We start from the raw sequence: 12,801 nt of genomic DNA on the forward strand, positions 1-12,801 counted from the left end.
GCTATTTCATGCGTCACACTTTACTCGGTACCTGTACCTAACGAGCATATCATGGCGATACGTGAACGAAGCTTTTCTGGCGCAAAGTGGTCGATTCTTTCATCAATTAAAATCATCGGCATCGGGGTACTTCAGCTCTCTTTACTGGCGCAAATTCTGCAGGCTAACGAGCTAAACCTGCTGGCAATCGCCATTATCGGGCTGCTGGTCATCGATACGCTGGCTGACCGCAGCTTTTCAAATGCGCTGATCCGCAGTGGCACCCTGTCAGTGCGCGAGCAGTCGATGCTTTACTGGGGAAATATGCTGCTGAGCCTGGTTATTTTCGCCGTGCTCTTTACCGGCAGCGATTTAATTGGCAACTACCTGCAGCAGCCTGAACTGGCTATTATGCTGGAAATGGCCTCTGTTGTTTTTATTATTATTCCGCAGGGACAGCATTATCGCGCCATTTTACAGCGCGAAAAACAATATACCCGCATCGCCTTTACTGAAACGCTGTCGGTGCTTTTTGGACTTGGCGTGACCTTATTTACCGTCTGGCTGACGCCGTCGGTGCTGTGTGCCATCTGGGGTTATCTGGCAATGGCCTCCGTACGTATGCTGATCTACTGCTATTACGGCCGCGCGAGCTTTCAGCCGGAATATCGTTTTAATCTCAAAGATTACAGCCGCATTCGCGCAAGAATCGCATAATAAAAATAAGTCTGTATGGTGGGCTCTGGGCATCTAAAAAGATGCGTTCGCGTGCTGGCGACAGCACGCTTTTTTCTTTTTTATCCAGCCGACTTATCTGGGCTAATTTTTTATTTCTGCCGCAAACAGGCCTGACCAGCTAAACCGCGCCTTTTATCCTCTCCCTGCTGGCTTTACAGCACTCTTGCTTTCATCACCCGCTGTTATAGCAATTCGCTTTTCTTATCATTTTGCCGCAGCGGTGCGTTCCCTTTGCTGCTACATCAGCGTTTTTCCGCAGGCCGCCATAAGTTAAACTGATGTAGAGCGATCGCCTGAGCCATTTCGGTTGCTGACATTAAACTCACCCCGTAGCCTTGCCGCCCACCCTCTGGAGCCCGCTATGTTATTAACCGTCCTCTATATTATCGGCATTACGGCGGAAGCCATGACCGGCGCGCTGGCCGCCGGACGACGCAAAATGGATCTGTTCGGCGTCATTATCATCGCTTCGGTAACGGCGATTGGCGGCGGATCGGTGCGGGATATTTTACTGGGTCACTACCCGCTCGGCTGGGTGAAGCATCCGGAATACATCATGATTGTTGCCGCCGCCGCCGTGCTTACTACCTGGCTTGCGCCGCTAATGAACCACCTGCGCAAAGTCTTCCTGGTGCTGGATGCGCTGGGCCTGGTGGTCTTCTCAATTATCGGCGCGCAGGTGGCGCTGGACAGCGGCCATGCGATGATTATTGCCGCTATCGCCGCGGTGATCACCGGCGTATTTGGCGGCGTGCTGCGCGATATGTTCTGTAACCGTATTCCGCTGGTGTTTCAGAAAGAGCTCTATGCCGGCATCGCCTTCGCCTCCGGCTGGATCTATATCCTGCTGCTGAAAACCTCGCTGGCGCATGAGGCGGTGGTAATTATTACCCTGCTGTTCGGTTTTCTGGCGCGCCTGCTGGCGCTGCGCTTTCGGCTCGGCCTGCCCGTTTTCAACTATCCCCACCCGGAACACTGACCTCGTCCGGGATGCCCTGCTGTCGCAGAAAGGCGATCAGCTTTTGCACCCGCGCGTCCTGCAGCATCGCGTGAATGCGCTGCGCCAGGATCGCGCCGACGCCCGGCAGCGCCTGCCACTGCTGCACGTCGCGCTGCTGCACCTCATCCCATGTCATATCCGGCAAAGCGTTTAGCGCGCGCCGGGGAAGCGGAATGCCTAGCGCGCCGATCCAGCGGCGCAGCGGCTGCTGGCGCGTCAGGTTGAACCGGTGCCAGAGCTGCTGTGCGCGCGTCGGGCTGATGCCTGAGCTCTGGGCGATTTGCTCTGGCGTCAGCGTCAGCCAGGAGAAGAGATGCGACATGGCGCGGTTCTCCAGCAACCGCAGCCAGGTGCTGTGCTGCACGCCGGCAATATTCAGCACCGATTTCTGACTCAGCCAGCTCAGACGCGCCAGCAGCTGCTGGCGGCAGCGGGGCGTAACGCTCAGGCAGCTGAGTGGCGTAAAGCTTTCCGCATCCGGCGGCTGCGGGTAGTCGCGTCTGGCGACTCGCCATATCACTCTTTCCAGACGCGGGATGCCCTGGCCCGCCAGGCTAATGGCCACCTGATCGCCTGCGATAACGTCCCATGTGCGCCAGCGCCGCAGCGAGCCGATGTTTACCCGACGGACGATTTTGTCGTCGAGAGCCACCGGCTGAAGAGTGAGTACCACGGTGATATTGCCGGTGCGGCCGATTGTAAAGTCCACTGACCGCACTTCGCTGGTAACGTCCGGCGGCTGAAATTTCCACGCGACCGCCCAGTCGCCTTCCCCTGGCATCCAGCTTTTTCCGGCGGGACGCATCCCCTGATGCACCACCACGCCGTCAGTTGCGAAGGGAAGCGGCGCGTTGAACCAGCGATCGCGCCAGCCCGCGACCTCCTCCTCGTCGCGTACGGGCTGGCTCCACGTTTGCGCCAGCGTTAGTCCCCAGGCGGCAAGCTGTTGCAAACGCTCCGTCATTGTGGCCGGCCCATCCGGCCACGCCCAGATAAACAGACCGATATCGGCCAGCAGCGGACCTGGCGTCTGACTCATCAGCGCGCCCGCCACCTGCGCCCGGGCGTTTTTGCCGCCGTCGCGCGACTGCTGATGATCGGTCATCTTCAGAAAGAGTTCACCCTGCAACACCACCCGCGGCGCATCGCTCTCAATCTTCAGCGGAATCGCGGGAATCCAGGCCGCTTTCGAGAGCCAGGACTCGCCGTGCAGGCCATCACCGCGGCTCGTGAGCGCCGCCAGCTTTCCCGCCTCGTAAACCAGCGTTACCGCGACGCCGTCGATTTTCGGCTGCACCCATAAATCCCGCCGATCCTGCATCCAGTACGCCAGCGCCAGCTTATCGCGTAATTTTTTGACGCCGGTATGCGCGACCGGATGCGCGGCTTTTCCGCTGACAGGCAGCTGAGACGCATAAACGGGCCGGGTGGGCGCGAAGCAGCGCTGCCAGCTTTTCAACCGCTGCAGCAGCGTGTCGTAGTCCGCATCGCTGACCAGGCTTTTGCCGTCGCGATAGTAGGCGTCGTCCCAGCGCTGCAGCTGCTGCTGCAGGCGGGCGATTTCATCTCCGGCGCGCGCAGGCGTCCATGCCGGGCAAAGCGCCTGCGCTGAACCGGCAGCCAGTAGCAGCAGGCACAGCAGCTGGCGTAACCTCGTTTTCATCATATGCCTCCTCAAGGTTTCGCCTATTGAAGCGGCACGGCAGCTGCAGAGCGAGAGTCAAAGAGAGAGAACGGAACGGCGCAGGCAGAAAAAGACGCCTTTTGCAGGCCGATAAGCGCTGTTTTACGCGCCGCGCCGCAAAAGATTTAGCGCAGCGTCATGCGCAAACGCTGCGTGACGGCCTTAAGCCGTGTATACTGTGCAGGAAATCGACTCCGCTCTTTACTCAATTCAAGAAGACCATGGCTCAAGGCACGCTTTTTATTGTTTCCGCCCCCAGCGGCGCGGGTAAATCCAGCCTGATTCAGGCGTTACTGAAGACACAACCGCTGTACGATACGCAGGTGTCTGTTTCTCACACCACCCGCGGCATGCGTCCCGGCGAAGTCCATGGCGAACACTATTACTTCGTCTCGAAAGATGAATTTGAAGCGATGATCGCGGAAGACGCCTTCCTCGAGCATGCAAAGGTCTTCGACAACTACTACGGTACGTCGCGTAAGGCGATTGAGCAGGTGCTCTCGACCGGCGTCGATGTGTTCCTCGATATTGACTGGCAGGGCGCGCAGCAGATCCGTGCGAAAATGCCCGCCGCGCGCAGCATCTTTGTGCTGCCGCCTTCGCAGGATGAGCTGGATCGCCGCCTGCGCGGTCGCGGCCAGGACAGCGAAGAGGTGATTGCCCGCCGCATGGCGCAGGCGGTCTCCGAGATGAGCCACTACGCCGAATACGACTATTTAATTATCAATGATGATTTCGATCTGGCGCTGTCAGATCTGAAGACCATCATCCGCGCTGAACGCCTGCGCATGGGGCGCCAGAAGGCGCGCCACGATGCTTTAATCAGCAAACTATTGGCAGTCTGAAGTCAGTTTCAGTATTATGCCCAGTCATTTCTTCATCTGTGGAGTAGCACACCTATGGCACGCGTAACCGTTCAGGACGCAGTAGAAAAAATTGGTAACCGTTTTGACCTGGTGTTGGTCGCTGCACGTCGTGCACGTCAGATGCAGGTAGGCGGCAAAGATCCGCTGGTTCCGGAAGAGAACGATAAAGCCACCGTTATCGCCCTGCGCGAAATCGAAGAAGGCCTGATCACTAACCAGATCCTTGACGTGCGCGATCGTCAGGAACAGCAAGAGCAGGAAGCCGCTGAATTACAGGCCGTTACCGCTATCGCTGAAGGTCGTCGTTAACAGCAACCTGCAGGCCAACCTTGTATCTGTTTGAAAGCCTCAATCAGCTGATTGAAAAATACCTGCCGGAGGAGCAAATCAAGCGCCTCCAGCAAGCGTATCTTGTCGCACGTGATGCTCACGAGGGACAGACACGCTCCAGCGGCGAGCCCTACATTACCCATCCTGTTGCCGTCGCCTGCATCCTGGCGGAGATGAAGCTCGACCATGAAACGCTGATGGCCGCGCTGCTGCACGACGTGATTGAAGACACGCCGGCCACCTATCAGGATATGGAGCAGCTGTTCGGCAAAAGCGTGGCGGAGCTGGTGGAAGGGGTATCGAAGCTGGATAAGCTCACCTTCCGCGACAAGAAAGAGGCGCAGGCAGAGAACTTCCGCAAGATGATCATGGCGATGGTGCAGGATATCCGCGTCATCCTCATCAAGCTGGCCGATCGCACGCACAATATGCGCACGCTGGGCGCGCTGCGTCCGGACAAGCGACGCCGCATCGCGCTGGAAACCCTGGAGATCTACAGTCCGCTGGCGCATCGCCTGGGTATCCATCACCTGAAAACCGAGCTGGAAGAGCTGGGCTTTGAGGCGCTCTACCCGAATCGCTATCGCGTGATTAAAGAGGTGGTGAAAGCGGCGCGCGGCAACCGCAAAGAGATGATTCAGAAGATCCTGTCCGAAATCGACGGGCGTCTGCAGGAAGCGGGTATTCCCTGTCGCGTCAGCGGCCGTGAAAAACATCTCTACTCTATCTACCGCAAAATGACGCTGAAAGAGCAGCGCTTTCACTCCATCATGGATATCTACGCTTTCCGCGTGATCGTGAAGGATGTGGACACCTGCTATCGCGTGCTCGGTCAGATGCACAGCCTGTACAAACCGCGTCCAGGCCGTATGAAAGATTATATCGCTATCCCCAAAGCCAACGGCTATCAGTCGCTGCACACCTCCATGATCGGACCGCACGGCGTGCCGGTTGAGGTGCAGATCCGTACCGAAGATATGGATCAGATGGCAGAGATGGGGGTCGCCGCGCACTGGGCTTATAAACAGGCGGGCGAAAGCGGCACGACCGCGCAGATCCGCGCCCAGCGCTGGCTGCAAAGCCTGCTGGAGCTGCAGCAGAGCGCGGGCAGCTCTTTTGAATTTATTGAGAGCGTAAAATCCGATCTCTTCCCTGATGAGATCTATGTCTTTACGCCGGAAGGCCGCATCGTTGAACTGCCGGCTGGCGCAACGCCGGTGGACTTCGCCTATGCGGTACATACCGATATTGGTCACGCCTGCGTCGGCGCGCGCGTCGATCGCCAGCCCTATCCGCTGTCGCAGCCGCTCACCAGCGGGCAGACCGTAGAAATTATCACGGCGCCGGGCGCACGTCCCAACGCCGCCTGGCTCAACTTTGTCGTCAGCTCCAAAGCGCGCGCCAAAATTCGTCAGCTGCTGAAAAACCTCAAGCGCGAAGACTCCGTTAATCTCGGCCGTCGTCTGCTGAGCCACGCGCTCGGCGGCAGCCGCAAGCTGGCAGAGATCCCGCCCGAGAATATCAAGCAAGAGCTGGATCGCATGAAGCTGACGTCGCTGGACGACCTGCTGGCGGAGATTGGCCTCGGCAACGCCATGAGCGTAGTGGTGGCGAAGAACCTGCTGCAGTCAACCAGCGCCACGCCGCCGAGCAGCAGCAAACGCGGCAAGCTGCCGATCAAAGGCGCGGACGGCGTCCTTATCACCTTCGCCAAGTGCTGCCGCCCCATTCCCGGCGATCCTGTCGTGGCCCATGTCAGCCCTGGCAAGGGGCTGGTGGTGCATCACGAATCCTGTCGCAATATTCGCGGCTACCAGAAAGAGCCGGAAAAATTCATGCCGGTGGAGTGGGATAAGGTCACCGATCAGGAGTTCGTGGCGGAAATAAAGGTCGACATGTTTAACCATCAGGGCGCGCTGGCGAACCTGACGGCGGCGATCAATACCGCAGGCTCGAATATCCAGAGTCTCAATACCGAAGAGCGCGACGGCCGCGTTTACAGCGCCTTTATCCGCCTGACCGCGCGCGATCGCGTCCATCTGGCGAACATTATGCGCAAAATCCGCGTAATGCCGGACGTGATCAAAGTCCACCGTAACCGTAATTAGCGCATGAATGCCCAACGCTTTGCTCGTATTCAGGAGATGCTGGCGCTGCGCCAGCACGACCTCACCGTCTGTATGGAACAGGTACACAAGCCGCACAACGTATCGGCGGTGATCCGCACGGCGGATGCGGTGGGCATTCATGAAGTACATGCCGTCTGGCCCAGCGAGCGGATGCGCACTATGGTCTCCGCTTCCGCCGGCAGCAACAGCTGGGTAAAGGTCAAAACGCATCGCAATATCGCCCAGGCGGTTACCCACCTGAAAGATCGCGGCATGCAGGTGCTGGCGACCAACCTGTCGGCCAGAGCGGTCGATTTCCGCGAAATAGACTACACGCGCCCGACCTGCATTCTGATGGGCCAGGAAAAAACCGGCATCACCGCCGAAGCGCTGGCGCTGGCCGACCGCGATATTATTATCCCGATGGTCGGTATGGTGCAGTCGCTCAACGTTTCCGTGGCCTCCGCGCTGATCCTGTATGAAGCGCAGCGCCAGCGGCAGAATGCGGGAATGTACCAGCGTCAGCACAGCCTGCTGGATGAAGAGGAGCAGCAGCGGCTGCTGTTCGAAGGCGGCTATCCGGTGCTGGCGCGCGTGGCAAAGCAGAAAGGCCTGCCCTATCCGCATATCAACGCGCTGGGCGAAGTGGAAGCTGACGCCGACTGGTGGGCCAGTATGCAGGCCACGGGGAAAAAGAAATGAAAGGCCGCCTGCTGGATGCCATTCCGCTCAGTACCCTGACCGGCGTCGGCGCCAGTCAGGCGGCGAAGCTGGCTAAGCTCGGCCTGCATACCATTCAGGATCTGCTGCTCCACCTCCCGCTACGCTACGAAGACCGCACCCAGCTCTACGCTATCAACGATCTGCTGCCCGGCATCTGGGCGACGGTAGAGGGCGAAGTCTTGCAGTCCGACATCTCCTTTGGCAGACGCCGCATGCTGGTGTGTCAGATCAGCGACGGCAGCGGCGTGCTGACCATGCGTTTCTTCAACTTCAATGCCGGAATGAAGAACAGCCTGGCGCCAGGCCGTCGCGTGACCGCCTACGGCGAGATCAAGCGCGGCCAGCGCGGCGCGGAAATTATTCACCCTGAATATCGCGTTCAGGGCGAGCAGAGCCCGGTCACGCTGGAAGAGACCCTGACGCCGGTCTATCCCACCACCGAAGGCATTCGTCAGGCCACGCTGCGCAGCCTTACCGATCAGGCGCTGACGCTGCTGGAGAGCGTGCCGATCGCGGAGCTGCTGCCGCAGGAGCTGGCGCAGGGGCTGATTAGCCTGCCGGAAGCGCTGCGCACGCTGCATCGCCCGCCGCCGGACCTGCGCCTGAGCGAGCTGGAGCACGGCCGTCATCCGGCGCAGCGTCGCCTGATCCTCGAAGAGCTGCTGGCGCACAACCTCAGCATGCTGGCGGTGCGCGCCGGGGCGCAGCGCTATTACGCGCTGCCGATGACGCCGCGCCACACCCTGAGCGACAAACTGCTGGCGGCGCTGCCCTTCTCCCCGACTAACGCGCAAAAACGCGTGGTACAGGAGATTGAGCGCGATCTGGCCAACGATTTTCCGATGATGCGCCTGGTGCAGGGCGACGTCGGCTCCGGTAAAACCCTGGTTGCGGCGCTGGCGGCGCTTGACGTTATTGCGCACGGCAAGCAGGTGGCGCTGATGGCACCCACCGAACTGCTGGCAGAGCAGCACGCGAATAACTTCCGCAGCTGGTTCGCGCCGCTCGGCATCGAGGTCGGCTGGCTGGCTGGCAAGCAGAAAGGCAAAGCGCGTCAGGCGCAGCAGGAGGCGATTGCCATCGGCCAGGTGGCGATGGTGGTCGGTACCCATGCGCTGTTCCAGGAGCAGGTGCAGTTCAACGGCCTGGCGCTGGTGATTATTGATGAGCAGCATCGTTTCGGCGTGCATCAGCGGCTGGCGCTGTGGGAGAAAGGCGAAGAGCAGGGCTTTCATCCGCATCAGCTGATTATGACCGCCACGCCGATTCCACGTACCCTGGCGATGACCGCCTACGCCGATCTCGACACCTCGACCATCGACGAACTGCCGCCAGGCCGTACGCCGGTTACCACCGTTGCAATCCCCGACAGCCGCCGCGACGACATTATCGCGCGCGTGCGTCACGCCTGCCAGGAAGGTCGCCAGGCTTACTGGGTCTGTACGCTGATCGAAGAGTCCGATCTGCTGGAGGCGCAGGCCGCGGAAGCGAGCTGGGAAGCGCTGAAAGTCGCGCTGCCCGACCTGAATATCGGTCTGGTACACGGCCGCATGAAGCCTGCGGAAAAACAGGCGGTGATGGCGGCCTTTAAGGCCAATGAGATGCAGCTGCTGGTGGCGACCACGGTGATTGAAGTCGGCGTCGACGTGCCTAACGCCAGCCTGATGATTATTGAAAACCCGGAACGCCTGGGCCTGGCGCAGCTGCATCAGCTGCGCGGGCGCGTCGGGCGCGGCGCGGTGGCATCGCACTGCGTGCTGCTCTATAAAGCGCCGCTGAGCAAAACCGCGCAGCGTCGTTTGCAGGTGCTGCGCGACAGCAACGACGGCTTCGTCATCGCCCAGCACGATCTGGAGATCCGCGGTCCTGGCGAACTGCTCGGCACGCGCCAGACCGGCAACGCTGAATTCAAGGTCGCGGATCTGCTGCGCGATCAGGCGATGGTGCCGGAAGTGCAGCGCGTGGCGCGCCATATCCACCAGCACTACCCTGAACAGGCACAGGCGCTGATTGAGCGCTGGCTGCCGGAAACCGCGCGCTATACCAACGTTTAATCCTCCTCTGTTTGCCCCGGCAGCGCTTTTGCCTGCGCACGCGCAACAAAAGGCTGGCAAACGATTGCTTTCAGCCCGCAGCGGTTTAAAATCCCCCTCTTCGCAGATTGGGAAGCCACTTTATGTCCGTTAATCAACCAGACGCCACACTTCATCAACCGACAACGCCGCGCCAGAGCGAGCTGATTTACCGCCTTGATGATCGCCCGCCGCTGCCGCAAACGCTGTTTGCTGCCGGTCAGCATCTGCTGGCGATGTTCGTGGCGGTGATCACGCCCGCGCTGCTGATTTGTCAGGCGCTGGGCCTGCCTGCGCAGGATACGCAGCACATTATCAGCATGTCGCTGTTCGCCTCCGGCGTCGCCTCCGTGCTGCAAATCAAAACCTGGGGTCCGGTCGGCTCGGGCCTGCTGTCGATTCAGGGCACCAGCTTTAACTTCGTTACCCCCCTGATTATGGGCGGCATGGCGCTGAAAAACGGCGGCGCCGACGTGCCAACCATGATGGCGGCGCTGTTCGGCACCCTGATGGTCGCCTCCTGTACCGAGATGCTGCTGTCGCGCGTGCTTCACCTGGCGCGCCGCATTATTACGCCGCTGGTCTCTGGCATCGTGGTGATGATTATCGGCCTGTCGCTGATTCAGGTCGGGCTGACCTCCATTGGCGGCGGCTTCGCGGCGATGAACGATCACAGCTTCGGCGCGCCGAAGAACCTGCTGCTGGCGGGCCTGGTGCTGGCGGTGATTATTGTGCTCAACCGCCAGCGCAACCCCTGGCTGCGCGTCGCGTCGCTGGTTATCGCCATGGCGATCGGCTATCTCGCCGCCTGGCTGATGGATATGCTGCCGCAAACCGTCGCGTCGACCAGCCAGCCGCTGATGGCGGTGCCGACGCCGCTCTACTACGGCCTGGGCTTTGACTGGAACCTGCTGCTTCCGCTGATGCTGGTGTTTATGGTCACGTCACTGGAGACGATCGGCGATATTACCGCCACCTCGGACGTGTCAGAGCAGCCGGTCAGCGGCCCGCTCTATATGCAGCGCCTGAAAGGCGGCGTGCTGGCGAACGGGCTGAACTCCTTTGTCTCTGCGCTGTTCAATACCTTTCCCAACTCCTGCTTCGGCCAGAACAACGGCGTGATCCAGCTGACCGGCGTTGCCAGCCGCTACGTCGGCTTTGTGGTGGCGCTGATGCTGATCGTGCTGGGTCTGTTTCCGGCGGTAAGCGGTTTCGTGCAGCATATTCCGGAACCGGTGCTGGGCGGCGCGACCATCGTGATGTTCGGCACCATTGCCGCGTCCGGCGTGCGCATCGTGTCGCGCGAGCCGCTGAACCGCCGCGCGATTATGATTATCGCCCTGTCGCTGGCGGTCGGGCTGGGCGTATCGCAGCAGCCGCTGATCCTGCAGTTCGCGCCTGACTGGCTGAAGACCCTGCTCTCTTCCGGCATTGCCGCTGGCGGCATCACCGCCATCGTGCTCAACCTGATCTTCCCCCAGGAAAAGTAACCTCTCCGGCGGGCTGCGGCCCGCCTCTGCTATTTATTCGTATTTACATCCAGGCTGTTGAGCTACAACGGTAATTCAGGCATAACAAGCACTGACCGGAAAGATGGCGGGATGGATACAATGAAATTTCTTGGAAAATTTTTTCTTACGGTACTGTTACTGCTGGTGCTGAGCCTGGTGGTGATCTACGTTCTGTTGCAGACGCAATGGGGCGCAGGCTGGTTCAGCCGCTACGTTAGCGATAAAACCGCCTGGCATCTCTCCCTCAGCAAGATAGAGCATAACTTCTCCTCGCCCTCGCACATCATTCTCGACAACTTCAGCTTTGGCCACGACGGCCAGCCGGCCGCGGTGGTGGCGAAGCGCGTCGATCTCGGGCTCGCCCTGCTGCAGTTCAGCGACCCGCTGAATTTCGGCAGCATCGAGCTGCGCGACGGCGTGGTGAACCTGGCGAACCTGACGCCTGGCAACGCCCTGCCTTTCCAGGCGCGACGCCTGCAGCTGAACAATATGCGCATCGACAGTCTAGAGACGCCGCTGCCGCTGGCGGCCCAGCAGGTAAACGGCGGCATTATGCCGTGGATCCCTACGGCGAAGAGCATGCTCGGCAGCGACGCGCAGTTTCAGATGAGCGCCGGCACTATGACGCTCAACAAGGTGTCAGGCGCTAACGTGCTGATTCAGGGCAGCGTCACGAAGGGCCGTATGTTGTTCAGCAACGTCGGTGCCGATCTGGCGCGCGGTTCAATGACCGGCAGCGCCGAGCGCGACGCCCAGGGCAACTGGCTGATCCGCCAGCTTCGCCTCAACGATATTCGCCTGCAAACCGCCCAGAGCCTGGCGGATTTTCTGCGCCCGATTCAGGCGCTGCCTTCCGTCACCATTAACCGCCTCGATATGACCGACGCGCGCCTTCAGGGTCCAGACTGGGCGGTCACCGATCTCGATCTGACGCTGAAAAACCTTACGTGGCAGGGGGACGACTGGCGCAGCGACGACGGTTCCCTGTCGCTGAACGCCAGCAACTTTATCAACGGCCGCTTCGAGCTTAACGATCCGATCCTCAATCTCGATCTGTCGCCGCAGGGCATCGCGCTTACCCAGTTCAGCTCACGCTGGGTCAACGGCGTGATCCGCGCTGACGGCAGCTGGAGCCGCAGCGACAAGCGTCTGACGCTGAACAATCTGGCGGTCGCCGGACTGGAATATACCCTGCCGGAGAGCTGGCGCGATCGCTGGCAGGCGGCGCTGCCGGGCTGGCTCGACTCGCTGGAAGTGCGCCGCTTCACCTCCAGCCGCAACCTGATTATCGATATCAATCCGGCGTTTCCGTTTCAGATGACCTCGCTGGAGGGCAGCGGCGAAAATCTGCTGCTGGCGCGTCAGCATCAGTGGGGGATCTGGTCAGGCAAGCTGAGCCTTAATGCCGCCGAAGCAACCTTTAACCGCGCCGACCTGCGTCACCCGTCGCTGTCGCTTATCGCCGATGATCGGCAGATTCAGATCACGGAGATGAGCGCCTTTAGCGGCAACGGGCTTCTGGAGGGATCGGCCAGCGTCGGCCAGCAGCCGGATCGCCCGGTGGCGCTGACGCTGAAAGGCCAGGCGGTGCCTGCCAGCGTGCTGCAAAACTGGGGCTGGCCTGCGCTGCCGGCGAGCGGTCCCAGCAATTTCCAGCTTCAGCTCAACGCTTCGCTGAAGGCGGGCACGCCGCTGAGCGCCTCGGCGAACGGCTCGCTCTCGCTGCGCACCGATACGCAGCAGGTTCAGCAGCAGATGCAGGCGGGCGAAGTGAAATAAAGGACCTCTCA

Annotated in this window: 9 protein-coding genes and 1 pseudogene; 9 read left to right on the forward strand and 1 reads right to left on the reverse strand. The window is 60.3% G+C overall.

The annotated features are described in order from the left end of the window. Nucleotides 1-51: 51 nt before the first annotated feature. Complete coding sequence (locus tag LB453_RS21765) at nucleotides 52-696, forward strand: oligosaccharide flippase family protein (RefSeq protein ID WP_103797573.1); 645 nt, start codon at nucleotides 52-54, stop codon at nucleotides 694-696. Between the two features lie 382 nt (nucleotides 697-1,078). After that, nucleotides 1,079-1,696 carry a trimeric intracellular cation channel family protein gene (locus tag LB453_RS21770; RefSeq protein ID WP_103797572.1) on the forward strand — a complete coding sequence of 206 codons (618 nt, stop codon included), beginning with the start codon at nucleotides 1,079-1,081 and terminating at the stop codon, nucleotides 1,694-1,696. Here the strand turns inward: LB453_RS21770 and ligB are convergent. Beyond that, a pseudogene (ligB, locus tag LB453_RS21775) lies at nucleotides 1,637-3,380 on the reverse strand (NAD-dependent DNA ligase LigB); the annotation flags it as partial. The gene LB453_RS21770 and the pseudogene ligB overlap by 60 nt on opposite strands. Nucleotides 3,381-3,622: 242 nt before the next feature. Here ligB and gmk point away from each other — a divergent pair. The 7 genes from gmk (at nucleotide 3,623) to LB453_RS21810 (ending at nucleotide 12,790) form a co-directional block, all read left to right on the forward strand. Continuing rightward, nucleotides 3,623-4,246, forward strand: a complete 624-nt coding sequence (gene gmk / locus LB453_RS21780) for a guanylate kinase (protein ID WP_103797571.1) — start codon at nucleotides 3,623-3,625, stop codon at nucleotides 4,244-4,246. A gap of 54 nt (nucleotides 4,247-4,300) precedes the next feature. Beyond that, on the forward strand, nucleotides 4,301-4,576 hold the full coding sequence (gene rpoZ / locus LB453_RS21785; protein ID WP_013511051.1) for a DNA-directed RNA polymerase subunit omega: 276 nt from the start codon (nucleotides 4,301-4,303) through the stop codon (nucleotides 4,574-4,576). Between the two features lie 20 nt (nucleotides 4,577-4,596). Continuing rightward, complete coding sequence (gene spoT, locus LB453_RS21790; RefSeq protein ID WP_103797570.1) at nucleotides 4,597-6,705, forward strand: bifunctional GTP diphosphokinase/guanosine-3',5'-bis pyrophosphate 3'-pyrophosphohydrolase; 2,109 nt, start codon at nucleotides 4,597-4,599, stop codon at nucleotides 6,703-6,705. Nucleotides 6,706-6,708: 3 nt separating this feature from the next. Continuing rightward, entirely contained in the window at nucleotides 6,709-7,407 is a 699-nt protein-coding gene (gene trmH, locus LB453_RS21795; protein ID WP_103797569.1) for a tRNA (guanosine(18)-2'-O)-methyltransferase TrmH, read from the forward strand. Next, entirely contained in the window at nucleotides 7,404-9,482 is a 2,079-nt protein-coding gene (gene recG / locus LB453_RS21800) for an ATP-dependent DNA helicase RecG (protein ID WP_103797568.1), read from the forward strand. Before trmH ends, recG begins: the two co-directional genes overlap by 4 nt. Before the next feature lie 122 nt (nucleotides 9,483-9,604). Next, nucleotides 9,605-10,990: a nucleobase:cation symporter-2 family protein gene (locus LB453_RS21805; protein WP_103797567.1), complete on the forward strand. Its 1,386-nt coding sequence runs from the start codon at nucleotides 9,605-9,607 to the stop codon at nucleotides 10,988-10,990. A gap of 120 nt (nucleotides 10,991-11,110) precedes the next feature. Next, nucleotides 11,111-12,790 carry an AsmA family protein gene (locus LB453_RS21810; RefSeq protein WP_103797584.1) on the forward strand — a complete coding sequence of 560 codons (1,680 nt, stop codon included), beginning with the start codon at nucleotides 11,111-11,113 and terminating at the stop codon, nucleotides 12,788-12,790. Nucleotides 12,791-12,801 lie beyond the last annotated feature (11 nt).

It is taken from the genome of Pantoea agglomerans, from assembly GCF_020149765.1.
In the GTDB taxonomy this organism is placed as follows: Bacteria; Pseudomonadota; Gammaproteobacteria; order Enterobacterales; family Enterobacteriaceae; genus Pantoea; species Pantoea alvi.

Excerpts from the sequence above, each read along its gene's own strand:
- LB453_RS21765 (WP_103797573.1), top strand. The coding sequence starts at position 52 with ATGGCGATACGTGAACGAAGCTTTTCTGGCGCAAAGTGGTCGATTCTT.
- LB453_RS21770 (WP_103797572.1), top strand. The coding sequence starts at position 1,079 with ATGTTATTAACCGTCCTCTATATTATCGGCATTACGGCGGAAGCCATG.
- gmk (WP_103797571.1), top strand. The coding sequence starts at position 3,623 with ATGGCTCAAGGCACGCTTTTTATTGTTTCCGCCCCCAGCGGCGCGGGT.
- rpoZ (WP_013511051.1), top strand. The coding sequence starts at position 4,301 with ATGGCACGCGTAACCGTTCAGGACGCAGTAGAAAAAATTGGTAACCGT.
- trmH (WP_103797569.1), top strand. The coding sequence starts at position 6,709 with ATGAATGCCCAACGCTTTGCTCGTATTCAGGAGATGCTGGCGCTGCGC.
- recG (WP_103797568.1), top strand. The coding sequence starts at position 7,404 with ATGAAAGGCCGCCTGCTGGATGCCATTCCGCTCAGTACCCTGACCGGC.
- LB453_RS21805 (WP_103797567.1), top strand. The coding sequence starts at position 9,605 with ATGTCCGTTAATCAACCAGACGCCACACTTCATCAACCGACAACGCCG.
- LB453_RS21810 (WP_103797584.1), top strand. The coding sequence starts at position 11,111 with ATGAAATTTCTTGGAAAATTTTTTCTTACGGTACTGTTACTGCTGGTG.